At 46.2% G+C, this 25,221-nt stretch carries 25 protein-coding genes; 12 read left to right on the top strand and 13 right to left on the bottom strand.

The window, feature by feature from the left end; genetic code table 11:
* Window positions 1–175 precede the first annotated feature (175 nt).
* Window positions 176–1,027, bottom strand: coding sequence for a M48 family metallopeptidase (locus QUA25_RS26580; protein ID WP_333042462.1), 852 nt, complete (start codon window positions 1,025–1,027; stop codon window positions 176–178).
* Between the two features lie 370 nt (window positions 1,028–1,397).
* Here QUA25_RS26580 and QUA25_RS26575 point away from each other — a divergent pair, with 370 nt between their 5' ends.
* Window positions 1,398–1,922 carry a DUF4330 domain-containing protein gene (locus QUA25_RS26575; protein ID WP_333042459.1) on the top strand — a complete coding sequence of 175 codons (525 nt, stop codon included), beginning with the start codon at window positions 1,398–1,400 and terminating at the stop codon, window positions 1,920–1,922.
* Between the two features lie 335 nt (window positions 1,923–2,257).
* On the opposite strand, the gene QUA25_RS26570 is transcribed toward QUA25_RS26575, so the two are convergent.
* Window positions 2,258–3,163, bottom strand: a complete 906-nt coding sequence (locus QUA25_RS26570; RefSeq protein ID WP_333042457.1) for an alpha/beta hydrolase — start codon at window positions 3,161–3,163, stop codon at window positions 2,258–2,260.
* A 529-nt stretch (window positions 3,164–3,692) separates the two neighbouring features.
* On the opposite strand from QUA25_RS26570, the gene QUA25_RS26565 reads away from it, so the two are divergent.
* A complete protein-coding gene (locus QUA25_RS26565; protein WP_333042455.1) occupies window positions 3,693–4,307 on the top strand; it encodes a hypothetical protein in 615 nt (204 codons plus the stop codon).
* Here the strand turns inward: QUA25_RS26565 and QUA25_RS26560 are convergent.
* A complete protein-coding gene (locus tag QUA25_RS26560; RefSeq protein WP_333042454.1) occupies window positions 4,275–5,210 on the bottom strand; it encodes a hypothetical protein in 936 nt (311 codons plus the stop codon). The two genes, QUA25_RS26565 and QUA25_RS26560, sit on opposite strands and share 33 nt — an antisense overlap.
* Before the next feature lie 301 nt (window positions 5,211–5,511).
* Between QUA25_RS26560 and QUA25_RS26555 the strand changes: the two genes are divergently transcribed.
* The 4 genes from QUA25_RS26555 (at window position 5,512) to QUA25_RS26540 (ending at window position 9,541) form a co-directional block, all read left to right on the top strand.
* Window positions 5,512–5,727, top strand: coding sequence for a hypothetical protein (locus tag QUA25_RS26555; RefSeq protein ID WP_333042452.1), 216 nt, complete (start codon window positions 5,512–5,514; stop codon window positions 5,725–5,727).
* Window positions 5,728–6,118: 391 nt separating this feature from the next.
* Window positions 6,119–7,021, top strand: a complete 903-nt coding sequence (locus QUA25_RS26550; protein WP_333042449.1) for an MBL fold metallo-hydrolase — start codon at window positions 6,119–6,121, stop codon at window positions 7,019–7,021.
* 233 nt (window positions 7,022–7,254) lie between these two features.
* A complete protein-coding gene (locus QUA25_RS26545; protein ID WP_333042446.1) occupies window positions 7,255–8,469 on the top strand; it encodes a bifunctional riboflavin kinase/FAD synthetase in 1,215 nt (404 codons plus the stop codon).
* Window positions 8,470–8,632: 163 nt separating this feature from the next.
* Window positions 8,633–9,541: a MoxR family ATPase gene (locus QUA25_RS26540; protein ID WP_333042444.1), complete on the top strand. Its 909-nt coding sequence runs from the start codon at window positions 8,633–8,635 to the stop codon at window positions 9,539–9,541.
* A gap of 253 nt (window positions 9,542–9,794) precedes the next feature.
* On the opposite strand, the gene QUA25_RS26535 is transcribed toward QUA25_RS26540, so the two are convergent.
* Complete coding sequence (locus QUA25_RS26535; protein WP_333042442.1) at window positions 9,795–11,003, bottom strand: glycosyltransferase; 1,209 nt, start codon at window positions 11,001–11,003, stop codon at window positions 9,795–9,797.
* A 384-nt stretch (window positions 11,004–11,387) separates the two neighbouring features.
* Complete coding sequence (locus QUA25_RS26530) at window positions 11,388–11,594, bottom strand: hypothetical protein (protein ID WP_333042439.1); 207 nt, start codon at window positions 11,592–11,594, stop codon at window positions 11,388–11,390.
* A gap of 114 nt (window positions 11,595–11,708) precedes the next feature.
* Between QUA25_RS26530 and QUA25_RS26525 the strand changes: the two genes are divergently transcribed.
* Window positions 11,709–12,035 carry an MgPME-cyclase complex family protein gene (locus QUA25_RS26525; protein ID WP_333042436.1) on the top strand — a complete coding sequence of 109 codons (327 nt, stop codon included), beginning with the start codon at window positions 11,709–11,711 and terminating at the stop codon, window positions 12,033–12,035.
* Complete coding sequence (locus QUA25_RS26520; RefSeq protein ID WP_333042434.1) at window positions 12,032–12,769, top strand: hypothetical protein; 738 nt, start codon at window positions 12,032–12,034, stop codon at window positions 12,767–12,769. Before QUA25_RS26525 ends, QUA25_RS26520 begins: the two co-directional genes overlap by 4 nt.
* 80 nt (window positions 12,770–12,849) lie before the next feature.
* Here the strand turns inward: QUA25_RS26520 and QUA25_RS26515 are convergent, their stop codons facing one another.
* A complete protein-coding gene (locus QUA25_RS26515) occupies window positions 12,850–14,988 on the bottom strand; it encodes a tetratricopeptide repeat protein (protein WP_333042432.1) in 2,139 nt (712 codons plus the stop codon).
* 290 nt (window positions 14,989–15,278) lie between these two features.
* Window positions 15,279–16,220, bottom strand: a complete 942-nt coding sequence (locus tag QUA25_RS26510) for an NAD-dependent epimerase/dehydratase family protein (RefSeq protein WP_333042430.1) — start codon at window positions 16,218–16,220, stop codon at window positions 15,279–15,281.
* Between the two features lie 223 nt (window positions 16,221–16,443).
* On the opposite strand from QUA25_RS26510, the gene dnaG reads away from it, so the two are divergent.
* On the top strand, window positions 16,444–18,462 hold the full coding sequence (dnaG, locus tag QUA25_RS26505) for a DNA primase (protein ID WP_333042428.1): 2,019 nt from the start codon (window positions 16,444–16,446) through the stop codon (window positions 18,460–18,462).
* Between the two features lie 150 nt (window positions 18,463–18,612).
* On the opposite strand, the gene QUA25_RS26500 is transcribed toward dnaG, so the two are convergent.
* On the bottom strand, window positions 18,613–19,128 hold the full coding sequence (locus tag QUA25_RS26500) for a pentapeptide repeat-containing protein (RefSeq protein WP_333042425.1): 516 nt from the start codon (window positions 19,126–19,128) through the stop codon (window positions 18,613–18,615).
* 14 nt (window positions 19,129–19,142) lie between these two features.
* Between QUA25_RS26500 and QUA25_RS26495 the strand changes: the two genes are divergently transcribed.
* On the top strand, window positions 19,143–19,772 hold the full coding sequence (locus tag QUA25_RS26495; protein ID WP_333042424.1) for a YraN family protein: 630 nt from the start codon (window positions 19,143–19,145) through the stop codon (window positions 19,770–19,772).
* A gap of 199 nt (window positions 19,773–19,971) precedes the next feature.
* Here the strand turns inward: QUA25_RS26495 and QUA25_RS26490 are convergent, their stop codons facing one another.
* Complete coding sequence (locus QUA25_RS26490; protein ID WP_006632408.1) at window positions 19,972–20,361, bottom strand: hypothetical protein; 390 nt, start codon at window positions 20,359–20,361, stop codon at window positions 19,972–19,974.
* Window positions 20,362–20,509: 148 nt separating this feature from the next.
* Between QUA25_RS26490 and queA the strand changes: the two genes are divergently transcribed.
* Window positions 20,510–21,649, top strand: a complete 1,140-nt coding sequence (gene queA, locus QUA25_RS26485; protein ID WP_333042423.1) for a tRNA preQ1(34) S-adenosylmethionine ribosyltransferase-isomerase QueA — start codon at window positions 20,510–20,512, stop codon at window positions 21,647–21,649.
* Window positions 21,650–21,691: 42 nt separating this feature from the next.
* On the opposite strand, the gene rpmF is transcribed toward queA, so the two are convergent.
* The 3 genes from rpmF to QUA25_RS26470 form a co-directional block, all read right to left on the bottom strand.
* Entirely contained in the window at window positions 21,692–21,865 is a 174-nt protein-coding gene (gene rpmF, locus QUA25_RS26480) for a 50S ribosomal protein L32 (protein WP_006632406.1), read from the bottom strand.
* A 176-nt stretch (window positions 21,866–22,041) separates the two neighbouring features.
* Complete coding sequence (locus tag QUA25_RS26475; protein WP_333042421.1) at window positions 22,042–22,518, bottom strand: TM2 domain-containing protein; 477 nt, start codon at window positions 22,516–22,518, stop codon at window positions 22,042–22,044.
* A gap of 249 nt (window positions 22,519–22,767) precedes the next feature.
* Window positions 22,768–22,911 (bottom strand): hypothetical protein, encoded by a 144-nt coding sequence (locus tag QUA25_RS26470; protein WP_333042419.1) that lies wholly within the window; start codon window positions 22,909–22,911, stop codon window positions 22,768–22,770.
* Between QUA25_RS26470 and acsF the strand changes: the two genes are divergently transcribed.
* Window positions 22,912–23,988, top strand: a complete 1,077-nt coding sequence (acsF, locus tag QUA25_RS26465; RefSeq protein WP_333042417.1) for a magnesium-protoporphyrin IX monomethyl ester (oxidative) cyclase — start codon at window positions 22,912–22,914, stop codon at window positions 23,986–23,988.
* 174 nt (window positions 23,989–24,162) lie between these two features.
* Here acsF and QUA25_RS26460 read toward each other — a convergent pair.
* A partial coding sequence (locus QUA25_RS26460) for an IS4 family transposase (RefSeq protein WP_333042416.1) occupies window positions 24,163–25,221 on the bottom strand: 1,059 nt, incomplete at its 5' end.

Below are 25,221 nucleotides of genomic sequence, written 5' to 3'. Positions count from 1 at the left end.
TTTAGTTGTTATGGCTTGATAGCCATACTAGCCGTCCCTGAGTATTTTTACTCATTTAGACTAAACGAATCGCACAGAACTAGATTGATTTTGTAACGAACCGCTTTCGATGCGAACATCGCGAAGTAAGAAAAGAGAAGATAAAACAAGAGAGCGCCTGACAGATTTAGAATTGCTACGAACCTAAAAGTCTGCGGATTTCTAGCCTGTAATCCTCATTATTCAAACCTTCACCGCTAGCAAGCTCCGGATCTATAGCCTGTGAAATAGCAGCAATACGATCGCCAGTTGCCGGGTGAGTGCTCAAAATGCTAGGAGGAGAAGGCTTGTTGAGCAACTTTTTCATAAAATCAACCATCCCAGATTGAGCGTAGCCCGCTCGCCCCATAGTTTGCAATCCCAACTGATCGGCTTCATACTCAGCTTGGCGGCTGTGGGGACGGCGCAAAGCCAATTCCACCCCAATCTGAACCGCCTGAGATCGATCGAGCCCTGTCGCCGAAGCTACGCCTGAAGCTATGGCCATTTGACGCATTTGTTTAAGCGCGTGGCGAGCATTAATGTGAGCGATTTCGTGGGCGATCACACTTGCCAATTCTGCCTCATTGTCCGCCGCTGCCATCAAGCCTTTATTCACATAAACAAAACCGCCCATTGTCGCAAAAGCATTAATATTGTCGTCGTCAATCACTTGAAAAGTATAAGGAATATCGGGGCGAGTGCTTTCTTGAGCGAGCCGCTGACCGATGCGGTTGATATATTCTGTAGTATCCCGATCGCGGTCAATCTTAAACTCGCTGTTCGTTAACTGCTGATTAATTTGTTGGCCAATAGCCACCTCTTGTCGATCGGACATATTGGACAATTGAATAACTTGAATGCCCCGAAAAATCAGTTCAGGCAAAGAAAATGCTTGAGTCGGTTCCGGGGAAACCATCCCAATACCCGCAGCCACAATCAGGGACATAAACAGATAAATCCCCCGGCCACAAGTACGCCGGCAAGTCAACCAAAAACTTTTTAACATGAGTGATAGGTGCCAGAAGTTAGATAAAATTGTAGGAAAAACTCGAAAAGTCACTAAATAGGCAGACGTAATTTGAGGCTGCTTAGTTGCTATTCTAGCTTTTTGTCAATTTTTAACGTTGCCACCAGCTTCTGGGCGATCGAGCCAAGGCTAACCAACCCCCGTCAACTGCCTTCTGGGTTAAGTGCCCCAATCATGCGGATTTTGGGCGATCGTTGTGGTAATATCTTTTAGCTTCAGGACTTACGCATCAATAAAGTATGTCATTGCCAGCGGTAGCTCAGCAATAGCAGCATCTGTTTTTCATCGATGTCTGTGTAAGTCCTGAGCTGTAAACATACTCCTGTCGCTATCAGTATAATAGGCGATTATGAAAATTTTGGATTCTCAAGGCCGACTGTTCGGCAAACTCAGCATTCTAGACGTAGCTGCCGCTCTGATCGTACTGCTAGTTGCAGTCGGAATCTTTTTCTTTCCCGGCACTTCTGGCGGTTCCGTCGCCCAAGTCGGCACCAGTGTCAAACCTGTAGAGATTGATGCAATTGCGATCGGTCTCAAAGGAACAAACGTTCAAGATTTGTTCAAACCAGGTGATAAAATCAATGTGGTGATCCGCAATCAACCCTCCGGTCAGATTACCATCAAATCTGTCAAAACCCTCACCAGAACCCTAGCAGTTCCTCAGCCCAACGGCACTCTGAAAGCTCTCCCAGATCCCAGAGAAGAAGAAGCCTTTAGCAAAAATATGATGTTTACCCTAGAGGGAAAAGGTCAACTTACTGAAAATGGCCCGGTTTTAGGTAATACGAAAGTCAAAATTGGCACTACGCTAGAGCTTGAAGGCAACAAGTACATTTTCAACGCCAGCGTTATCGACGTGCGAGTCAAAGAATAATTAGTAGTCAGTTGTCAGTTGACAGTTGAAAGTTGTCAGTGGTCATTGGTGTCAAATTGAGACTAAAATTCATGATAAATCTCGCTTATAGCAGAGTCTAGATCCCCCCTAGCCCCCCTTAAGAAAGGGGGGGAAAAGATTATTGTCAAAATCCCCCTTATTAAGGGGGATTTAGGGGGATCGAGACTTGGATATAAACGAGAGATACAGCGGTCTTTAGGATTAAGTTGACATCTATGGGTAGTGGGAAATTAATCTTCCTTCTTCCCTCGAACCTGGAACCTCTATCCGTGACATCCGTTTGCATCCGTTAAAAAATCCGTTGCCGAACTTCTTCACCCTTCCGAAAGCAATTTTAAGTATTGCCTAATTAAGCCAATCGTGACAGCGGGAATTTCTAACTGCGGAGTCAAACCTACGTTTTCCAGAGGTTGAAAAACTTTGATTGCTTCGGAGTTGAGGTTGGCCAACCGCTGGCCGATATCGGGTCCGGTAAACTGCGATTTTTCTCCCCAAATAATCGCTGTCGGCGTTGTTAGCTGAGTGATGTACAGCGACAAATCAAAGCACAAATCTCCCCGCACAAAAGACAGGGCGGCATATTCTGCATTTGGTTCCAAAGCAGATGCGAGGTAAGCATCAACAATTTCTTGGTAAACGCGACGGGAATCGGCAAATTGACGTTGTTCTAGAAAGCTACGGATGCCGCCGTCTGTGGCGATTCCGGTACTGTAGAGCAAGCGATCTAAAATCGGCGTGTTGACTAGCTTAGCGAAGAAACTGCTGCCGTAATCTTGTCCGAAGTCCGACAAACCGCTGGGTATGGTCAAAATTAGGGATTTGAACAGATCCGGCCGTGCGATCGCAGCTCGAATCGCGATCGCCCCTGTCAGCGAAGAAGCAATCACCTCTGTCGGACTGCCGCAAGTTTTTTCTAGAAATTCGATCAACGTTGTGATATAATCTTCAACCTGATAATTTCTTGCCGGATGTTCCGATCGCCCCCAACCGATTAAATCAGGTGCTAAAATTCGATATTCTGCCGCAAAAGCCGGATAAACTTTCGACCATTCGTAGGCACTCGACCCGCCGCCAAAACCGTGAAAAAATACTAAGTTCGGCTTATTTTCCGAAGTTGAGGTCGGCAACCCCATCCAAGGCATTTTTTCAGCAGTGTAGTAGACCATTCTGCCGAGAGAAGTAACTATTGATCGCTGACCGAAGCCGAGGGGTACAAGCATAAACTAACCTCAATCGCTGTTATATTTTAGATTCTTTTCCGTCGCCCCGTCTCTGTTTAAAAAACTTGCAAAGCTGGTGGCGTTTTTGTAAAGATTGAGTAATGATTTAAATCTATTTTAGTACAGGTGAAGCGTGAAACTACAGACAGCAAGTAAGTTTTGCGATTTGGGCAATTCGGCTGTGTAGTTATCCTTACCCTTGCAAACTACCCCCGATCGGAGATAATAGCAAAATGATGGGTAAGACCCCTCAACAAAATAGAGTCTGTTCGCCAACCCCGAAAGCAGGCGCTCGGAAAGGAGGACTATTAGAACTCGCTTTCAGGCAGGCGGCAGGTTTGCCGACGCTCGCCAATCACAAATCATTAATCACGATATTTTGCGGAGCAGTGGCTTTTGAGGTCGAAAGTCTTTGTTGGAGGGCGGGCGATGGGGTTTCGATTCCTAATTGCAGGTTTGGCAATCACGGGCCTCGCCGTTATCAATTCCAAAACAGAAGAAACAACTAATCTCAGGGAGGTCTACTAAAATGCAACTGCTCAGAAAAAGGGATCGCGAGGGTTTTATGGTTGATGCGAAAAGTCTTCAATCTGACGGGTTAGCAGAATTTGACACAGCCTGTCGAAGCATGGATTTAAACGGCAAAAAGTCTGTTGTCGCCACTCCAGAACGCTCAGGCGCAGGATCAGAGGTGCGATCGCGCGCCACGGTACCTGCAATCGTCCGCGTAGCTTTAGAAGACTTGAAATGCTTTGAAGTAGTAGAACACCAGTTTGCACATTGGGGGGTGACTTTTAGCAATGCCGTCGCCATCCAACCTTCAAACCCAGCCTTTTTCACGGGTTCTGGAGCAACAGTGTTAATGGGGGCCCCCAAAAGCGGACTGATAGAAGTAACTTTTAAGTATCCAGTTCGGTGGGTGTCAGGACTTGTCACCAGTTCGCGACGAACTGTTTTATCTGCTTGTGACATTGACGGCAACCCAATTGTTCAGGATGAAATGCCGGCGCCCAATCTGGTGGGGTCTAATTCTCCGATCGCCCCTAGGGCTCCCCTGCGCGTAAAAGCTCCGAATATTCATAAAATTACTTTTTACGCTTTTGACGGTCAGCTAATAGTCGATGACTTGATTTTTGGATTTTAAAGCCATGCCATAAGTAGCGTCCCAAGTCTGCAAACCTTCGAGAAGGGCATTGCGGACTAAAGCTTCTGGTTCCCGACTCAGCATCAGCCGAAAGCACTCGGCAGCGCGGGAACGGGCGATCGAACTTTTGACTGAACTCACAGGACCAAACCCACCCTTATTCACCAAATCGGTCATTTGTCGCACTGCAATCAAACGCTTCACGGGGTCAGCATCAGTCAAATCCGCCAAGATGCGATCGAGCGCCACTTCATCTTTTGCGGCCCCCAGACTCAACCCTTGCCGCAGCAACAGTCCTGCAATCGCGAGCGTGCCCAAATTCTGCAAAATCACGCTCAAAGCCATCCAGTGGCTCTCGGAGTCCGCCCAAATTGCCAAACTCATGTAAGCGCCCAAGGTAGCAATGCCGCCGGTGCCGACGGCTAAAACGAACCGACGGTTCGGGCCCTCCCAAAATTGCTCGCCTTTTGCCCGCAGCAATTGCCAGTCCCACGACTGCCCTCGGTAAACCAGCATCATCGCTGCTATCCCCAGGCCGGTGGAAAACAGTAACTCACTGTTCCACAACCCCCAAACTCCTGCCAGCGTGACAACTGCCAGCCAACCTTTCGATCTAGTCAAATGCTCTAGCAGCCACTTGAGAAGAGCAGTAGAAACCACAGGCGATCGGGCCCAGGAGGTCTTACCATCTGCCCTCCTACGCCTTGTTTCGGCAGTCCGGCCTGTGGCTGTTGGGGTTCCCGGCGGGCGATGAGCGTCCGAACTAAATTCCCTCAAAGCTTGACCATCAGTTATTTCTAAAGACAGGTCGCTCAAGGGGAGATTGCCGAGTTCTAAAGTGCGATCGGACACTTTTACAGGCGATCTATTCAGCTTGGTTGTAGTTTTTTTAACTTGATTCATACTGACTTTTTTGAAAAATAACTTAAAGTTATCCAGGCTTTTTTAGCACTGATTTAGATTCTTGGCAAATAAGACTCTAAGCTTCTATGATACCGGAAATTCAACCCCGTGGCGAGTACCGCAAATGCGCTGAATTCCTAGAAATCCTTACCAAAAATAGAGCAATTGAAGATGGTTGAGAAAATCACGATAGGTTAACAGCGAATATTTCTGCATCACTCTTGAGACAGAATGGCGATCGGAGTTGGCATGATGGCCAAAAATCGAAATTTTTTAATTTCCAAAAATAGGGGAATTTTGAGTGATTCAATTCGTCCGCCAAGAAATGCACGACGAAAATTTAGCCTTTTGCCCGCAGGCCCGGACTCTCGCTGCTATCCCGGTGTCAGATGAGGCTGGGATTAGCTTGACCAGCGGGACGAACCGCAGCCTCCGGGCGGGCCGAGAATCCAGACACAGACAGTATTGTTGGATAATTAGCAGGAGCATTCCTAAACTGCTAAGATTTTTGAATTAATGGGAGTTGAGGAAGCCCATCATCCGGGTTCAAACCGGTAAAGCAGCAAGGCAAACAACCGATAGATCGTGTTCGGCAATTGCGGAGGCTGGAAAAACAGCGGCTTTTGACCAAACTCAGACAGAACTGCGGCCCCAAAGTGTGTCTGCGGAGGTTAGGCTAGTGAAGAGAGGAAAAGAATAGTTACGATCGAGACTTGATTAGTCTACCTTGTAACTTATTGCTCAGTTGTCAAGCCCAACAGTTTTGCATTCTCTGGCAAGCGAGACTCTTGGCACTTCCAACAAGTGGGGAACTCGACCGTCAAAGAACTTGGGTTTGATGGTAAAGCCCTTAGTAATATGTAAACACCTTACCGATAACTCGCCGGAACAATCTTGCAAGAAAACCCATGTCTAGTATGCAAAACCAATTCACGGTTCACTTCTGGGGCGTTAGAGGTAGCATAGCGTCTCCCGGGGCAGAAACAGTACGTTACGGGGGCAACACGCCCTGTGTAGAAATGCGAGTGGGTGACAGCCGCCTAATTTTCGATGGCGGTACTGGATTGCGGGTTTTGGGACAAACTCTCCTGTCCCAGATGCCCGTAAAAGCTCATATGTTTTTTACTCACTCTCACTGGGATCACATTCAAGGATTCCCATTTTTTGTCCCAGCTTTTATTCCTGGGAACTGCTTTCACATCTATGGGGCTATTGCTCCTAATAAGGCTACTATCCAGCAGCGCCTCCACGACCAGATGCTGCACCCCAATTTTCCGGTGCCCCTGCAAATTATGGGGGCAGACCTGAAATTTAACGATATAGAAGTTGGCAAACCGCTGGAACTCGGAGAGATTAAGGTGGAAACTGCTTTGTTGAACCATCCGGGGGAAGCTATAGGCTACCGCGTCAACTGGCGGGGGTATGCGGCTGCTTACGTGACTGATACCGAACATTTTCCCGATCGTTTAGACGAAAATGTGCTGTATTTGGCTCAGGATGCTGAGGTGCTGATCTACGACGCTACTTATACCGATGAGGAGTATTATGCCGAGAAGAGCAGCAAGGTCGGCTGGGGACATTCGACTTGGCAGGAAGCGGTGAAGGTGGCAAAGGCTGCTAATGTCAAAAAGTTGGTGATTTTTCACCACGACCCGCTGCACAATGACGAGTTTTTAGACAGGGTGGGAGAACAAGTTGCTCAAAGGTTCCCGAACAGTTTGATGGCGCGGGAAGGTTTGTCGTTACAATTGCTGCCTCCTGATAACGATTTGTCTGAAGCGTCGGTGCAAGCGCCTCAAGTGTCTGTGTGAGGGATTTGAGCTTGTCAAATGCTTCTGAAATCTCGATCGGTGAAATCTGAAATTTAAGCGAGGGCTGACCTCACTCAAAGACGGATACCGTGCCACGTACTCCTGTCGTGGAAAACCAAAAAGTTTAGACCAAAGTTCAAACTTCCAGATTTATCTGTGGAGTCAATTCTAAAATCTAAAATCTAAAATCGACTGGCGATCGCAATCTGGCTAAGTATGTCAAAATTTTAAGCGTGTGGGTAACTTCTTCTTGTACCGCTGCTCTGACTCCAACTTCTGTTGCCTTGGGAAACTTTGATGGTTTGCACCTAGGGCATCAACAAGTCGTGCAGCCAATTTTAAATAAATCGCCGGGGCCAAATTCTGCGACGGTTTTTGCGTCGGCAGAAAACTTGCGTTCCAACGCTGGCACAGATCAAAATTGGGAAAGCGAACCTCCGGCGACCTGCTACAAAGACTCAGCAGCACCACCCGATGGAGCCGACAGCGGCCGTAATTTCGAGGGTTTGATAGGCCCCAAGGCAGAGGGCAACAGCCTCTCTGGTCGCGATTATGATGGGGTCGATCGGCTTTACAGCACTGTGGTGACATTCAATCCGCACCCGCAAGAATTCTTTACGGGTCAACCGAAAAAACTGCTGACGCCTCTGGCAGAAAAGGTAGAATTGCTCGCAGCAATGGGCGTCGAGCAACTTGTGCTGCTGCCGTTCGATCGAGAACTTGCGGCTTTGACTGCTTCTGAGTTTGTCGAGGAAATTCTGGTGCGGCAACTGCAAGCGAGTCGAATTAGTGTGGGGGTTGATTTTCGGTTTGGACGGGGACGCGCTGGGACGGCTGTGGATTTGCAGTCGATCGCCGCCGGTTACGGTATTGATGTTGCTCTTGTACCGCTGCACAATTGCGGTGAGGGCGATCGGATCAGCAGTTCTGCAATCCGCGAAGGTCTGGCATCCGGCGACCTCCCAAGAGCGAATCAGTTGCTGGGGCGACCCTACAGTTTAGTTGGGACTGTGGTTGGGGGAAAGCGGCTGGGCAGGACGATCGGATTTCCTACTGCTAATATCGAACTGCCGCCGGAAAAATTTTTGCCACGTTTTGGCGTGTATGCGGTGCGAGTCTCACTGAAGCATGGATGGGAAAAGATGAAAGAGGAAAGTTCTTCCTATCAGCGGGAAAATCCAAAATCTCTAATTCCCGGCGCAGCATCAAATTTATCTTTTGTCAATGGGGTGATGAATGTTGGCTGCCGCCCGACAGTAGACGGGCTGCAACCCACTGTGGAAGTTCACCTGTTAGATTGGTCGGGGGATTTGTACGGTCAAACCTTGAGCGCGAGTTTGGTAGAGTTTTTGCGGCCGGAACAAAAATTCGCTTCTCTGGATGCTCTCAAAACTCAAATTCAGGCAGATTGCGATATTGCTAGAAGCCTCTTAACTGCTAAAGTCTAATAATTATGTGATCTAGAACGGGCGATCGGTTTTAAAAATGGTGCAAGATGAGTCAGACTAAATTCTAGTTGTACAAATCCGCAGTCCGCAAGGCAAAGACTCAAGATTTTGGCAATTTGATGTTTGATCCACAATTAGCAATTAGCAATTAGCAATCAGGGATATGAGACAACATATTGAGCGGCTCAAACAAAATCTAAGCAAAACTATGGTCGGCAAAGCGGATGCTATTCGCTTGGTGCTGGTAGCCGTGTTTTCGGGTGGGCACGCGCTGCTGGAAGACGTGCCAGGTGTGGGAAAAACGCTGCTGGCGAAGTCTTTGGCGCGATCGATCGATGGGAAATTTCAGCGGATTCAGTGCACTCCCGATTTGTTACCGACGGATATCACCGGTACTAATATTTGGAATCCGCGCAGCGGAGAGTTTGAGTTTTTGCCAGGGCCAGTTTTTGCTAATGTTTTGCTTGCCGATGAAATTAATCGGGCGACGCCGCGAACTCAGTCAGCTTTGCTGGAAGTGATGGAAGAAAAGCAGGTGACAGTAGATGGAGTTTCTCGGAATGTTCCGGCGCCGTTTTTTGTGATTGCGACTCAGAACCCGATCGAATATCAAGGCACTTTTCCGCTACCGGAAGCGCAGATGGATCGGTTTACTTTGTCTTTGACTTTGGGCTATCCCGCTGCGGTGGAAGAGTTGCAAATGTTGGAACGGCTTTCTGATAGTTTTGCAGTGGAAGATTTGCAGCCTTGTATTTCTTTGGAACAGGTGCAGGAATTGCGGCGTTTGTGCGCTGCTGTGAAGGTGGAAGGCTCTTTGAAACAGTATATGGTAGATTTAGTGCGATCGACGCGGGAAGATGAGGAGATTACTCTGGGGGTGAGTCCCCGGGGTGCGGTGGCTTTGCACCGGGCATCCCAGGCTTTGGCATTTATGGAGGGCCGGGATTTTGCTACTGATGATGATGTTAAGTATGTGGCGCCGCACGTACTATCTCACCGTTTAATTCCGGCGGGGGGAAGGAGGGCTAAGGCAATTGTTGATCGATTGTTGCGCTCTGTTCCTATTCCTTAAAAAGTTTGTAAGTAGGTCGTTCTAATTAAATAAACAGGCAAAATGCCTGTTCCACAAAGAATGATTTTTATTATGGGATAGGCATGATGCTCGCCCTCGTTATATCAAATCCGGTGGCATCGGAATTAATATTACCCACCGTCAGGAAACGGCACTGCCGTTTCCCTACCATTAATAGGGCGAGAGTTAGATCCGAGGGGGGCTAATGATTATTTTTGGGTATGGAAACAGCATTGCCTTACTACTTTTTTAATCACGGCTTAATAGCACTATCAAACAGCGCGACTAATTTTTTTGCCTCTAAATCAACATTGTGTTGTTGAGCAACTCTCTCGGCTCCTGTTTTCCCCATTTGTTCTAGCTTTTCTAAAGGTGCTTCCAATACCGCGCGCATTGCTACGGCTAATGCTTCTGCGGAACCGGGAGGAACTAACCAACCGCAAACACCGGGTTCTACGAGCTCCGGGATGCCAGCAACATAGGTGCTAATTACGGGCCGATTGAGAGCGAGGGCTTCCATAATTACGACGGGCAAACCTTCCGCAAAACTCGGCAATACCATTGCCCGTGAAGCTAAAATCTCTTGCTGAACTCGATCGCCACTGGCCCAGCCGGTAATTTCTATATGATTTTGCAGGCCGAGTTGCAGAATCTGCTTTTCAATATCCGATCGCAGCGGCCCGTCTCCTACCAGTACCAACTTAAATTCTAAGCCTTGAACAGCTAGCAAGTTAGCAGCTTCTAGCAATAACAAATGACCTTTTTGTTCGCTGAGTCTGCCAATGCAAGCTAAGCGGGGTGCTGCGGGTATGGGGACGTAGGGTGCAGCTAAAAATGCAGCATCTACGCCGCAGTGTATGACGTGAATTTTTGACCAAAAAGTGCGATCGCACCACCTAAAAAGCTGACTTTTACCGAAGGAACTAACCGCCGCTACAAAGGTCGATCGTTTAATTTTTTCGTCTAAGGAAAGAATTGTGGCTTTATCAAATTCTTCAGGGCCGTGAACGGTGAAACTGTAAGTCGGGCCGCCAAGTACGCGGCACAGCATTGCGACTGTTGTGGAATTTGTCCCGAAGTGAGCGTGAACGTGTGCTGTACCCGATTCTGCAAACCAATTTAAAAGAATGCAAGCTTCTGCTAAATAAGCTAGATGCAGCAAAATCCCCCGTTCCGAGTGCCAGCCAACTTTGAACATTAACCGCACAGCTTCGATGAATCGAATTGGTCTAGTGGCGGCAACGCGCAGCAAACCCCACGCTAACCCCTTTACACCAACTCCTAAGATTACTTTAGTCAATTCTTGCTCTAGTTTGTCGGCCCCATCAACGAGTTCTGACTCGCACGATCGGATGGAAAAACGTGCGACTTTCATGCCGCAATTTTCAACGGCTAGCACTTCTCTGCGGACAAAGCTGTGGCTGACTTTGGGATATTGGTTGACTAAATAAGCGATGTTCATGAACGGGGAGAAAATTTTATGGTAAAACTTAGATTAGTTTAGCCTTTGGTTGCAGTACGTGGGCAACAAATTTAGCTGATTTGTTGAGCTTATTTTAGCAGGGGCGAAGGGCGAGCGCTTTTGGTGGGGTGGGGGAAGTGACAGCGGGGCGATCGCTATTTCGGTCAGAGCAAATCAATCCACACATTTTACATTTTTAATACAATAGTCACGACACTTTTTAGGTAGTAGTCACAAACCCTTGATTTTCACGCAGGCAGCTCGATCGCCATGAAAGCCTTTTTTTAGGGTTAGCAATCAAAAACTCTCTCAAGTGTTTTCATATGCAAATCACTCCAAATCAGGTTTAACCGCCCCCCGATTACCTCAATAATTAGTAATTATTCAACCTGCAATTCCATCTAATTTCCTATTGTCACCTAAATTTTCCCGAAAATCACCAGCCCGAAAAATAATCGCCCAAATCCCCAAAAAACCAGCAACTCTCACAACTCTCACAACTCCCTCAACTCTAGCCACCAAAGATTTTTCTGAGGCGACTTGCTCTGCATCTACCCAAGATGACAGCAAATAAGGTAAAGTAAACGGCACAAGAGTCTAGAACTCTCCAACAACCGCAACTCGGCAAACCAGCCCCTGGCCAGCAAAACTCGCCAGTACAGGCGGCATTAACCGCTAACCGTCAACCCCTAACAACCCAGAAAAATGCAAACCTACTACTACGTTTTAGCCAGCCAACGCTTTTTGCTAGAAGAAGAAGCCCTAGATGAAGTGTTTAAAGAAAGAACTCGCAACTACAACGAACAAGAAAAACAAATAGACTTTTGGTTGGTTAAACAGCCGGCTTTCCTAGAAGCGCCGACAATGGCAGAAGTTAAAGCAAAATGCCCTCAGCCAGCCGCCGCTATTATTTCTACCGATCCCGTCTTCATCACCTGGTTGAAACTGCGATTAGAATATGTACTGACAGGTGAATTTCAAGCACCATCAGCAACTATTCCCGATGCCCTTGCATCCCTACAGACAGCATGAACAAAATAGCAAAATATCAGACAAAACAACTAACAATAATTAGGGGTAAATTGTACAAATTTATTTTGTCTATCCCCCTATTTTCTGCTACTTCGATCGCCCTTTTGGTATTGACAATTTTATCGAGTTCTGTTAAAGCTCAGTCGGGCTGCCAACCGCCCCAGTCCGATGAATATCTACTGTTAATCGTCACCCCAACACCCGAACAGCAAGAAAGAGCAAAACGCTCTTTTCCTGGAAATACTAACAACACAGTTTGTCGGTACATTAATGACACGGTGACGCGAGTGGGTGGCTTTCGGGACTCGCAAATCGCCAGCGATTGGGTGAAATACATCGAAGATGTTGTCGGATTGCAAGCTTACGTAGTACGATCGCCCGCAGCGGCACTACCCCAAAATTTGCCAGTCTACAATCCTCAGCCAGCACCAGGTTCTGAACCAATCACCAATCCTTCAACCGGCAATCTTGCCTTCAATCCCCAACCCCTCGGCCCTGGTTATGCAGTGTTAGTCGATTACTTCAACCAACCGGAATTAGCTGGCCAAGTCAGGCAAGCATTAGGCACGCAAGTAGGGTTAGCTTCCTACGGCCAGCGTCCCTTTTTATTCGTCGCTTATACAACGGATCAAAACGCCGCTACTGCTGCGGTAAAAGCATTGAGCGATCGAGGTTTTTGGCCGATGTTAGTAGACAGCCGCCGAGTTACCGTAATTGCTCCCGCTGTTCGCTAAAAGATAACCTACCCCACGATTATTGGGATCGTGAAATTACTACTACACCCAAAGTCCTAGCAGAGGGGGACTAATAACAATTATTGTTGTTGGGATTCTAGCGGGCTGCTTCCTAGCTGACTTTCGGCCCGCTTTTTTGCTTCCATTGCGGCTCGGTAATCGGGGTTGTAGCGAATTGCTTTGTCATAGGAGGCGATCGCATCTTCGTATCTTTTTACCGCTACAAGTGCATTACCGCGGCTGTACCAGGCTTCGGAGTAGTCTTGCTTGACATAAACGGCTTCGTTGTAAGACACTAGCGCATCTTCGTACCGATTCAAATTGTACTGAGCATTTCCTCTATTGTACCACGCCTGATATTCTTTCGGATTTAAATCTAAGGCTCTGTTATAACACTCAATTGCTTGTTCATACTTGCGTAATTCGTGGTACGACCAACCTAAATTGTACCACGCTTGATAATAATCCGGTTTTAATTTAACAGCTTTTTCGTAAGCTTCTACCGCTTCTTCATGTCGGCGCATTTTTAGCAAAGCGATGCCTTTACTGTACCAGGCTTGATAAAAAATTGGCTGAAACCGCACGGCTTTTTCGTAGGCTTCAAAAGCTTCTTTATTTTTGTTTAATTCTAGGAAAACATTGCCTAAGTTATACCAAGCTTCAAAATTATCGAATTTAATTTCAACTGCTTTTTGATAGGATTCTACGGCTCGATCGTACTGTTTTAATTTTTGGTAAGCTTGTCCCCGATTGTACCAAGCACCGTACAAATTTGGCTGAAACTGTACCGCTTTTTCGTAGGAAGTGATCGCTTCTTCGTACCGCTGCGAGTCTAACAGAACATCGCCTCTACCTTCCCATGCTGCGGCATAGTCGGGCTGGATTTTCAAAGCGTTATCAAAAGATGCGATCGCCTCTTGAGACTGTTGCAACTTCTCCAAAGCATAACCGCGTCCCGTCCAAGCTTCCAAGTATTTCGGCTTTAATTCTATGGCTTTATCATAAGCTGACTGCGATTCTTGGTATTTTTTCAATTCATATAAAGTTTTGGCTTTTTCCTGCCAGACTTCCGCGTAGTCCGGCCTGAGAGTTATAGCTCGCTCATAAGCTGCCAGAGCTTCTTCAAATCGGCTTAAATTGTAAAGAGTATTGCCTCGGTTATATAGGTCAGTTGCATTGGCCGAATTAAAAGTATTTACACCATAAATTGATGCTAAGATAGTGACGCCTATTAAACTGGCGATCGACAATATTTTTAAATACAGTTTTTTTCGGGGTTTTACCGGCTTATTCGCAGCAGCAACCGGAGGCAATACAGGAACTGTACCGCTGAAAGAATTTTTCAATTCTTTAATAGCTTGTAGCGTTTCACCTGCACTAGAATAACGTTGCCGAAAATCGTACTTTACCATCTTATCTAAAATCTTCGCAAATTCAGGACTGACTGATGTTTTGTCCTGCCAAATAATTTCCTCTGTATCGGCGTTTCTTGGCATTTGGTGAGGATTGATGCCCGTGAGGAACTGAATTGCGATCGCACCGACGGCATAGATATCGCTGCTGAGTTTCGGGTTGCCGTGAGCTTGTTCGCTGGGCATATAACCGGGAGTACCGATGCTCACACTCAAGCTATTCTTGGGCTGAGGAGTGGTGATTTGAGTAGTAATTTCTTTGACTGCGCCGAAGTCAATTAAAACTAATTTTCCGTCTCTATCTCTGCGGAGGATATTGCGGGGATTGACATCGCGGTGAATCACATTTTGCTGGTGTACAAAGTCTAAAATTTCGAGAAGTTCCTGCAATATACAAATGACTTGATCTTCCTGCATGACTCCCGCAGTCCCCCCTTGGTAAGGGGAACCTCCCGCAGTTCCTCCTTGGTAAGGGGGGGTTTGGGGGGGTATAATTTCTTGACTTAAATCGTGACCTTCTATAAATTCTTGAACTAGATAAAACTCTTGATTTTCTTCAAAAAAAGCAAAAAGTCTGGGAATGCGATCGTGATTTCCCAACTTGTACAAAACTTGTGCTTCGGTATCGAATAAACGTCTTGCTACTTTTAGAGTTTCCGGATCGGTTGCGTGAGGTTTAAGCTGCTTGACGACGCAGAGGTGATTGCCTGGTAGCTGCTTATCTTCAGCTAAATAAGTTTGAGCAAATCCGCCGCCTCCCAAGTGACGGATAATACTGTAGCGATTGCCGAGTGTTATTCCAAGCATGAAATTCACCTAATATTTCCTAGTCGTTTGGAGAATTAGCTTCCAACCAAGCTGTCACATCTTCCGCATTTGAAAATTCTAACATGGCCTCTCTAATTTTTTTAATGGGTCGAACCGCAACTGGGGAGTTTGAATTTCAATAAAATAAATTTCCGGGTGAAATCCATTATGCAGTTCTTCAATCATTAATTTAGTTCTATTTGCTTTCTTTCTTGTTCCCTCCCCTTACTAAGGGGAGGGTTAGGGTGGGGTTCTAGATTTTTTCTGGCATGGGATGCTCCCACTCTAACTTAACTTTGAACCGATTTCAAAATTTGATCATCGACTGAAAAATCTATCTCAGCTTTGTCCCGCCCCGAAACTACATAATCATTCTGAAAAGAATCTTTCAATCCAGAAAGTAAGTCAAATTCCGGCTGCCAGTTAAGATCGGTGACAGCTTTATTAACTGAAGCGAAAAAGTGCTGCAATCGCATTGGGAAAGCTTTCTTTTTGCCGAAGTCAAATTGTTTCGGATCGTAGTGTACAATCTTAATAGCATCAGGGGATTTGCCTGCCGCTTGAATGCAGGCGCGGGCTAAACCGTCAAAGGTGACAAATCGATCGCCCGAAACGTTGTAAATTTGCCCGATCGCCCTTTCGTTACCCAAAACCGCCGCCATTGCTTTAGCCAAATCCTGACAGTGCCCCAACTGCGTGAAGTGCATCCCGTTACCGGGAATCGGAATCGGTCGATCGCGCACAATGCGATCGAAAAACCAAGCCTCTAAATCGTTATAATTTTGGGGGCCGTAAATGTAAGTCGGGCGAATCGAAGTCCAAGGCAAACCCGATGAGGCCAAGTAATTTTCGGTTTCGCATTTACCCAAATGCCGGCTTTTAGGATCGGTAGCGTCCCCTTCGATATGAGGCATTTGATCCGACTTCAAATAAACCCCCGCAGAGCTCATGTAAACAAAATGCTGCACCCGCCCTTTAAATATTTCAGCTAAAGGCTGTGTATCGCTGAGTTCGCGGCCGTTGTTGTCAAAAACCGCGTCAAACTCGACCGTCGATAACTTTTCTTGCAATTGTTCAACATTTGTGCGATCGCCCTGAATCTGTTTTACGCCCGCAACCGGTGCAGGCTTGTTGCCCCGGTTAAACAACACCACTTCATGTCCTTGTGCTGCTAAAATCTTAGTAAGATAAACCCCGATAAACCGAGTACCGCCCATCATTAAAATTCGCATTATTTTCGATGCTCCTTACAGTTAGTGTAAATATCTTACAATAAAGTTATGCCTTACGGAGAAACCTGGTTTTTTAATAAAACACATATTAACAGCGATCATCCCTGGTACAAAAAACCGGAACGCTTGAGTTTTTGTGTGCAAGTCCTGAAAGTCAATTTTGTGCTTTACTAAAGTGGATCGCCCCAAATAAACATAATTTCAGTTTGCCTAAAATAGCCCTATGCAAGTTCCCCGGCTACATCCCGAAACAATCGAAGAAGTTAAACAAAGAGCAGACATAGTAGACGTTATTTCCGGTCGCGTCGTGTTGCGAAAACGCGGCAAAGAATTTGTAGGTCTGTGTCCTTTTCACGATGAAAAATCTCCCAGCTTTACCGTCAGTCCCGGCAAACAAATGTATTATTGTTTCGGCTGCGGTGCAGGCGGCAATGCTTTTAAGTTTCTCATGGAACTGGAGAAACGCCCTTTCAGCGAAGTAGTATTAGAATTAGCTAAAAATTATCAAGTCCCCGTCAAAACAGTCGAACCGGAACACCGCCAAGAGTTGCAGCGCCAAATTTCTTTGCGGGAACAACTCTATGAAATCTCAGCACTAACAGCCAACTTTTACGAACACGCTTTGCGGCAAACCCAAGGAGAAGAACCCTTAGCATATCTCAAATCAGAGCGCCAGCTCAGCGAAGAGACTATCCAACAATTTCAATTAGGTTATGCACCCCAAGGTTGGGAAGCACTTTACAGTTATTTAGTAGAACAGAAAAACTATCCAGCGCAATTAGTAGAACAAGCTGGATTAATTGTACCCCGAAAAAATGGCGGCAGCGGTTATTACGATCGCTTCCGCAATCGCATTATAATTCCCATTCGTGATACCCAAGGCAGAGTCATCGGTTTCGGCGGCAGAGCTCTCGGCGACGAACAGCCGAAATACCTCAATTCTCCCGAAACAGAACTCTTCGATAAAGGCAAAACTTTATTTGCCTTAGATACAGCCAAAATAGCCATTAGCAAAGCCGATCGAGCAGTGGTTGTAGAGGGGTATTTTGACGCGATCGCACTTCATGCCGCCGGCATCTCCAACGCCGTCGCTTCCCTCGGCACAGCCTTAAGTTTAAACCAAGTACGGCAGTTATTGCGCTACACTGACTCCAAACAAATTATCCTCAACTTCGATGCCGACAAAGCAGGAACTCAAGCAGCAGAACGCGCTATTGGAGAAATAGAAAAACTCGCTTATCAAGGAGAAGTGCAACTGCGGGTGCTCAACATTCCTGACGGCAAAGATGCCGACGAATACCTGAAAACGTACTCCCCAGAACAATATCGAGAATTGCTGGAAAATGCTCCGTTGTGGATCGACTGGCAACTACAACAAATGCTCGTCAATCAAGATTTGAAGCAAGCCGATACTTCCCAGCAAGTCACAAAAAAAATCATTAATTTATTAACCAATATCACTGACGACAATCAGCTAGCACATTACCTGCAAAAATGCGCCGAAATTCTCAGCAAAGGAGATTTTAGACTCACAAAAATGATTGCAGAAAACTTGCTAAATCAAGTAGTCAGCGATTGGGCAAAGCGGCAGAGTCAAGACGAATCTTTGACAATGCCCCTGTTAATTAGAAACAAGCTAAAGCCGAACAAACAATATAAAAAACAGCGTGCAAGCGGCGAAAACAAAAACTCAAAATCCAGCTTATCTGCCGTAGCCCGCAGTCTTTTAGAAGAAGCCGAAGCGCAATTATTGCAGATTTATTTGCACTGTCCCGAATACCGCCAAGATGTCAGAGAAGCAATAGAAGCTAGAGACGTGCAGTTTAGCCTTTCTCACCACAGATTTTTGTGGCACCAGATTGTCAATGCTGAAATATTGCACAAAATGTCTTTACAAGTAGCACCTTCTGAGTTAATATTAAAATTGCAAGATAGCTTCATTGAATATCCAAATCAACTAAATCAAATCTCGCATTTATTTCACTTAAATGAGTTCTCAGAAAGAAATGTTTATCGCGCCCCTCTAGTCATTAGATCTGCCCTCGCCTGTATCGAGCAAATTATCAGCATGAAGCGCCGCCGAATTGCACTCAATATGTGGGAAAAAGCCAAGGCCGCTAGCAGTGGCGAAGAGGCTATAGAATATCACCAACTCTTCTGTGCCGAACAAGAATGGCTCAAGGAATTAGAGCGGCTGCGTCAAGTTAATTTTTACGATTTAACATCCGTGCCTTGGGGGTAATACCCTTTTAGATTTTAGATTGGGGATGACTGGTTCGATACAGGTTGGAAGCTTGCCTGCAGTTACATTTTTTTAACTGATATAAGTAATAAAGTCCTTACTAGAAGCCTGTTTGTACTAAGGACTTTATTCCTTTATTCAACGAGCCTTTTAATAATCGCAAAAAAGAGTTTCGCGAGTATCTCTACCTGTCACTGGATTAGTACCTTTTGCCACTTTACAAAGTTTTTCTATCATATCGTCTCGCAGCAGTGTCTCTGTAAAATCAGCACCGTCAATAATAGCTCCTTCCAGCCTGGTATTGTAAGCGAAAGCACCCTCAAGGATAGCATTAGTTAAATTTGCTTTCATCATGCGAGCTAAATCTAAAGTAGCACCCGTGAAATTAGCGCCTTCTAAATTTGCTTCTTCCATATTGGCAGCAAAAAAGCTGACACCTCGCAAATCTGCATTAGTAAAATTGCTATTGCGAAGATTGGCTTTATTAAAACTGTCGTCAGTTAGAACTTGGCCAGTAAAGTCAGCGCCGACTAGAATTTCTTTATCGTGATCCAAAGCGAAAGCAGGTGCGGGATTAATGCCGATCGCCCCAGCGGCAATTACTGCTAAAATAACAAAACTCAGCAAGAAAGTATAAATATGTTGGCGAATTCGAGAAATCATCATACAAGTTCAAGCTAATGGGCAGTCGTGAAAGTTCAGAATTGAATTCTACCAGAAAGAGCGTCAAGCGTAGCTATCCCGTAGGGAATCGCCCGCTCGCGACGGCTGACTCCAATTCCCCCCAATCCCCAAACTCTCGGGATATCGGCACATTGGGAGAAAACTTAGTCGCCGACTGGTTGCAGCAGCAAGGTTGGGAAATCCTGCACCGGCAGTGGCACTGTCGCTGGGGAGAGATTGACATCATCGCACTCGGAAGAGATGAAGAAAGCGAAATCAACAGAGGTAACGAAAATTCCCCATTTCCCATTCCCCATTCCCCATTCCCCATTCCCCATTCCAAAACATTAGCATTTGTAGAGGTAAAAACTCGCCGCCGGGGAAATTGGGATGCTGGTGGAATGCTGGCTGTTACCACCACGAAACAAGCCAAACTTTGGCAAACAGCCGAAATATTTTTAAGCACTCATCCAGATTTAGCCAATAACTATTGTCGCTTTGATGTCGCCTTAGTCAGGTGCGAACCTTCACAACAAAACAGTAAGCGAATATTACCACCATTAACAGCAGCGCACTCTCAATCCGCCGTTACAGGAAACTACCGACTCACCCTGGAAGAATACATTCGCTCGGCTTTTAGCAATTAAAAATATATAATTAAAATTTAGAGGGTAAAATCTCAAAGCAATGCCACTAGGTAATTTTTAATGGTTAACTTGCCTAGGCTGTCGCCCATTTCTCTCTTGAGCTTTAACGGAGCTGAAAAAAGCGTTAAATCTTCTCCCGCTTTTCCCTTCTCTCCCTCTCCTGTTCTTTCATCACAGTTATATTTATATGCGTAGCAATCTAGGCGAGAGTTTCCGGGCAATATCCCAGACCCTTGACAAACTGCTGGCGAAACGCTTCAATTTCCTTACGGTCAGGGCTGCCGTGACAAACCACTGCCACCTGGTAGCGGCGCATCACGCTCAGCGGGGACTGTCCGGTTTCCAAACTCCACAGCGCCATTTGCAAGCGAATTTCAGGATCGTAAGGAATCCCGAGTTCGTTCATAAAAGCCCGAAAATCCCCGTGCATTTCGGGTGTTAAATATTGGCTCATTTTCACCTTTACCACCCAGCCGTCAATTTGGTGAATAACAGTGATAAATTGCAAGGGAAGATGATGAGCCGTGCGTAGGTAATCCACGACTCTCAGAGTAAGGCTAGTATTGGCGATGTAGTAGAGGTATTCCATAACGATCCTTATGAGCAAAGCTGATGCTACACCTCTATCCTCGCGGGCTATACCCGCGACCACAAGGGGAAAAGCACCCGACTTTGGATGGGGGTTTTTACCCAATTTGTTACCCAGTTGACAGATCGATCGCACAGGAATTCACTCGATGACAGAGATGGACTGGTCTTTGGACGGCTACGACTACGAACTTCCGCCCTCACGCATTGCCCAAAATCCCGTAGTGCCGAGGGACAGTTCTCGCTTGCTGGCTGTAGATTCTCCTAGCAGCCACCAACACCGGATTTTTAGGGATTTACCCGATTTGCTGCAACCGGGCGACTTGCTGGTACTGAACAACACCCGCGTGCTGCCAGCGAGGCTCTACGGGCACAAACCCAACGGCCCGGCTGTGGAGATATTGTTGATGGAAGAACGGCAGCACAACTGTTGGCTGGCTTTGGTCAAACCGGGGAAACGATTAAAGTTGGGAGCAAAAATTGAGTTTGATCCCATCGCCCCTGGCTGTGAGGACTCGACCACAGCTCCTTGCTGTTGCCTTCCCGATGCCACGATGCCCGATCGTCGTCGATTGACTGCAACAGTTATAGAGAGGGACGACGCAACAGGGGGGCGGCTGTTGGAGTTTGACATCCCCACAGATGAGAATCTGGCGAAGTTTTTGGACGAATACGGCCACATACCCCTGCCGCCCTACATCGAAAATTCCCAAGCTTCAGCGGAACAGTACCAGACTGTTTATGCCGAGAGGCTTGGGGCGGTGGCGGCCCCCACAGCAGGCCTGCACTTCACCGAAGAATTGTTCAGCCGCTTGGAACAGCGGGGAATAGAAAAAACTTTTGTCACCCTGCACGTCGGAGTAGGGACGTTTCGCCCGGTGGAGGTGACAGACGTGACGGCTCACAAAATGCACGGCGAATGGGTGGAAGTACCCCCCGCCACCGTCGAGAAAATCCGGGAAACTCAAGCCCGAGGCGGGCGGATCATTGCCGTGGGTACAACAGCCGTCCGAGCTTTAGAGGGAGCCGCCGCCGCGAGTGGCGATTTTTCCTTGCAACCTTTTTGCGGCCCGACCAATTTGTTTATCTACCCTGGTTACAAGTGGCGGGTTGTAGAGGGGATGATTACCAATTTTCACTTGCCCCGCTCTACTTTGATGATGATGGTAAGTGCGATGATTGGAAGGCCTCGGCTGTTGGATTTGTACCGAGAAGCGATCGAGCAACAGTACCGCTTTTATTCCTTTGGCGATGCCATGCTGATTTTACCAACAGCAAAAAAGGATTGATCGATCGGGCATCGGGTTCGCCCTATGCCCGGTATTCCGTTTCTATTCTTCCTCCTCTTCTTCATTGCCGGGATACACGAAGCTGTTGGAACGCCCAGTCAGAACAGATTTGCCCAGAGACAAAGCTTTCTGAGCTGCCACTACAGCTTTGCGCTTCCATGTGGCCTTACGCATATTCTTCTTGGATTTGGAGGTTTTCTTCTTAGGGACTGCCATGACGCTAAATACTTTCTGCTTATATAGACAAACAAACATTCTAGCCGATTTTGTCGGCAATGCTTACTCAAAAAACGGCAATAACTGCTCACCAACCAATATCAAGTAGTAGGGTGCGTCAGCGATTAGCTTCTGGAAAAATAGACAAAATCCCCTAGATCACGCACCCGCAGCAGCTAAAGTTCGTGAAAGTGGTAGATCACGACGCCCGTTACCGCATCGTTCTCGATACTCACATAACCCGTTTTGAGCATTGCCGTGAAAGCCTCTTCCACTTCGGCAAAAGTAGCGCCGGTTGCCATCACCCCTTGGGTGACAGATAATCTTCCGTTCTTGGTATAAGCTGCCTTCAGGAGTTTAACCCCTAACTGGTCTGGAGTTGGCTTGGGATATGTCGCGGCGATCGCCCCGCTGACTGGATATAGCGGTATACCTTCGCGAGATACGCCGAGTTTGCCCCTGAGACTGGCATTGCGTTCGTCCACCATGTTCGGCAGCAGCAGCAAGTCAAACAATTGCCCAAACCCAAACAAGCCAAAGGTAAACAGCCACAGCAAACCACTACCAATCTTGCCGTTGTAGAGGCGGTGGAGTCCGAAGGGGCCGAAAAAACAAGCTGCCCATAAAAGGTAACTAACACCTAAATTGCTCATTTTCTGACCGTCCTGCCTGATTATTCTAGAATTGGAGTCCCTATATACATTTTGTACTTTCTATCTGCTGTTTAAACAGCTTGACATGGGAATTTATTTGTGTGGTAGCCTAATAAACTGAGCAAAAGGCAGAATTTGGTTTCCCAATAGCTTCTGTCTGGAAGCCCATGAGTAATTTTGCGTAGCAATTCTTAACGCCATCAACATATTTGCGCGGGCGAGAGCTTGGTAAACTGGAGGGCGTGGAAATTACAGCAGCTTAGAACTGGATTCCACACGGAGCGCCAAAGCAAGCGCGCCGCCAGCGCTGGCCGGACATACACGAGCGCGATCGCCCGCAGTACCCGACAATGGAAACAAGCGAGTAGTTATAAGCAGAAATCCAATAAACATATGGTAGATTCCCTCAAAAAACCCACTTTTGAAGAACTGCGGCCGGGAGTGAAAGCCCCAGCCAAAGAAACTATTCTCACGCCGAGATTTTACACAACAGATTTTGACGAGATGGCCAAAATGGACATCTCGGTAAATGAAGCCGAACTAAAAGCAATTATTGAAGAGTTCCGCGTTGACTACAACCGCAACCACTTCGTGCGTGATGCCGAGTTCGATCAATCTTGGGAACACATCGACGGCGAAAAGCGCCAGTTGTTCATTGAATTCCTGGAACGCTCTTGCACCGCAGAGTTTTCTGGATTCTTGCTTTACAAAGAATTGGCACGCAAGCTCAAGGACAAAAATCCAGTGCTGGCCGAAGGTTTCTTGCTGATGTCGCGGGACGAAGCGCGGCACGCCGGATTCCTCAACAAAGCCCTGTCCGACTTTAATTTGTCCCTAGATTTGGGTTTCTTGACAAAGAGCCGCAGTTACACATTCTTTAAGCCCAAGTTTATTTTCTACGCGACTTACTTGTCTGAAAAGATCGGTTATTGGCGCTACATCACGATTTATCAGCACTTAAAAGCCCATCCTGAAGACCAGATTTATCCGATTTTCCGATTCTTTGAAAATTGGTGTCAGGATGAAAACCGCCACGGAGATTTCTTCGATGCGGTGATGAGAGCTCAGCCTCAGATGTTGAACGATTGGCGTGCTAAGCTTTGGTGCCGTTTCTTCTTGCTGTCAGTGTTCGCGACAATGTATCTCAATGATATCCAGCGCGCCGGTTTTTATCGATCGCTCGGTCTCGATGCTCGCGAATACGACATCGAAGTGATTAAAAAGACCAACGAAACAGCAGGCCGCGTATTCCCCGTCATGCTGGACGTGAACAATCCCGAGTTTTATGAAAGGCTGGATGTTTGCCTCAAGAACAATCAGAAGTTGACTGCAATTGTTGCTTCTAATACTCCGAAATTCTTGCAGTTCTTCCAAAAATTGCCTTTGTATCTGTCGAACGGCTGGCAATTAGTGAAGCTGTACTTCATGAAAACAATTGAATCACCTTCAGTTGAGGGTGCAGTCCGTTAAGTTTTGATTTTTCATCCTCTGTGACGGCGGTTCTGCGACAAGCGGAGCCGCTTTTTTTTGGTATCCAGATTCAGCGCAAAAAGTTCTCGCCAGACTTACACCATTACTCACAAGTTAAGCTAAAAGCACTATTGTCAATGAGTAATTTTACTCATTTTTTACCTGTTGATCCAATTAAAATATGACTCCATTTGTTCCTTTATTATTAAAAAAAAATTGTTCGGGACTTCTTTGAGTTCCAGGGAAAGGAGAAATAATTAGCCTGACATGAGGTTTTCGTCGTCGCTTAACAATCCCTAAATCTTGATTTTTATCGGAGGCAAAATACTTAACTAGGTCAGAAGCTATTCCTTTTTGATAGGCCACAGAAAAATGATACATCCCCCGATAAATCATTTCTAATGAAACACGTTCAATTGGCACTCCTAATTCATCTGCAACCGCATCTCCTAAATCTACTAAAATCGCATAAAATAGCCAAGTACCCCAGATTTGTAGCTTGATTCCGTTTAACGAACCTGTCCATAAATAGCTGAGATTTAGTAATCTTTTTACTAGGCAAAATGCCTCTTCAATTCGCCAGCGTCTTTGATATAAATCTGCTACTACATAGGGGGGTAATATTTCGGGTTCTTGGACACTTGTTAAATAAGAACGCCAGGAATTTTTCGAGCGAATTTGTACTAATCTTATAGTCAAAGCTGGTGTTTTTTTTGTCCCTGCACCTATCCTAATTATCTGGTCTTTGACATCATAAGTATTGGTGAATACCCGCTCGACTTGATAAGATGCACCTTTTTTAATCCGAGTAATAAATCCAATTTCTTGCTCGATTAATTTTGACCAAAAAGCGAAGTGATAGAAGCCTCTATCTAATAACAGCAAGGTTTTTGGCTTAACTGTTTTTAGTAAGTCTTCCTCCCAATTAGTATCTGCTTGTTTCGGGTTTGTCCAAAACCAAATTTCTTCGGGAAGATGAGTTACTAGGTCTATTATTACTCCCATTTTCCCGGATAATTGACCAATAGGAACATCTGATAAACTTTCTAGTTTACGAAATAATGCTTCTAATGTTGAGCCGTCAGCTATCCAGATATTTTCAAAGTTTTTTAAGGCAAATTGTACACTATCTGCTAATGGTCTCGATTTTCTCATCAACCATTCCCGACGAAAATGAGGCAGTAATTCTTTAAATACTTTTTCAAATAAAACTGCGGGAAAAGTTAAAAATCT

The organism is Microcoleus sp. Pol17C6, assembly GCF_036701145.1.
Classification (GTDB): Bacteria; Cyanobacteriota; Cyanobacteriia; order Cyanobacteriales; family Microcoleaceae; genus Microcoleus.
Note: the sequence above shows the minus strand (reverse complement) of the source record. Positions and strands in the feature narration are given on the sequence as shown.

Coding starts and splice junctions, on each gene's coding strand:
- QUA25_RS26580 (WP_333042462.1), bottom strand. CDS start 1,027: ATGTTAAAAAGTTTTTGGTTGACTTGCCGGCGTACTTGTGGCCGGGGG.
- QUA25_RS26575 (WP_333042459.1), top strand. CDS start 1,398: ATGAAAATTTTGGATTCTCAAGGCCGACTGTTCGGCAAACTCAGCATT.
- QUA25_RS26570 (WP_333042457.1), bottom strand. CDS start 3,163: ATGCTTGTACCCCTCGGCTTCGGTCAGCGATCAATAGTTACTTCTCTC.
- QUA25_RS26565 (WP_333042455.1), top strand. CDS start 3,693: ATGCAACTGCTCAGAAAAAGGGATCGCGAGGGTTTTATGGTTGATGCG.
- QUA25_RS26560 (WP_333042454.1), bottom strand. CDS start 5,210: ATGAATCAAGTTAAAAAAACTACAACCAAGCTGAATAGATCGCCTGTA.
- QUA25_RS26550 (WP_333042449.1), top strand. CDS start 6,119: ATGTCTAGTATGCAAAACCAATTCACGGTTCACTTCTGGGGCGTTAGA.
- QUA25_RS26540 (WP_333042444.1), top strand. CDS start 8,633: ATGAGACAACATATTGAGCGGCTCAAACAAAATCTAAGCAAAACTATG.
- QUA25_RS26535 (WP_333042442.1), bottom strand. CDS start 11,003: ATGAACATCGCTTATTTAGTCAACCAATATCCCAAAGTCAGCCACAGC.
- QUA25_RS26525 (WP_333042436.1), top strand. CDS start 11,709: ATGCAAACCTACTACTACGTTTTAGCCAGCCAACGCTTTTTGCTAGAA.
- QUA25_RS26520 (WP_333042434.1), top strand. CDS start 12,032: ATGAACAAAATAGCAAAATATCAGACAAAACAACTAACAATAATTAGG.
- QUA25_RS26515 (WP_333042432.1), bottom strand. CDS start 14,988: ATGCTTGGAATAACACTCGGCAATCGCTACAGTATTATCCGTCACTTG.
- QUA25_RS26510 (WP_333042430.1), bottom strand. CDS start 16,220: ATGCGAATTTTAATGATGGGCGGTACTCGGTTTATCGGGGTTTATCTT.
- dnaG (WP_333042428.1), top strand. CDS start 16,444: ATGCAAGTTCCCCGGCTACATCCCGAAACAATCGAAGAAGTTAAACAA.
- QUA25_RS26500 (WP_333042425.1), bottom strand. CDS start 19,128: ATGATGATTTCTCGAATTCGCCAACATATTTATACTTTCTTGCTGAGT.
- QUA25_RS26495 (WP_333042424.1), top strand. CDS start 19,143: ATGGGCAGTCGTGAAAGTTCAGAATTGAATTCTACCAGAAAGAGCGTC.
- QUA25_RS26490 (WP_006632408.1), bottom strand. CDS start 20,361: ATGGAATACCTCTACTACATCGCCAATACTAGCCTTACTCTGAGAGTC.
- queA (WP_333042423.1), top strand. CDS start 20,510: ATGACAGAGATGGACTGGTCTTTGGACGGCTACGACTACGAACTTCCG.
- rpmF (WP_006632406.1), bottom strand. CDS start 21,865: ATGGCAGTCCCTAAGAAGAAAACCTCCAAATCCAAGAAGAATATGCGT.
- QUA25_RS26475 (WP_333042421.1), bottom strand. CDS start 22,518: ATGAGCAATTTAGGTGTTAGTTACCTTTTATGGGCAGCTTGTTTTTTC.
- QUA25_RS26470 (WP_333042419.1), bottom strand. CDS start 22,911: ATGTTTATTGGATTTCTGCTTATAACTACTCGCTTGTTTCCATTGTCG.
- acsF (WP_333042417.1), top strand. CDS start 22,912: ATGGTAGATTCCCTCAAAAAACCCACTTTTGAAGAACTGCGGCCGGGA.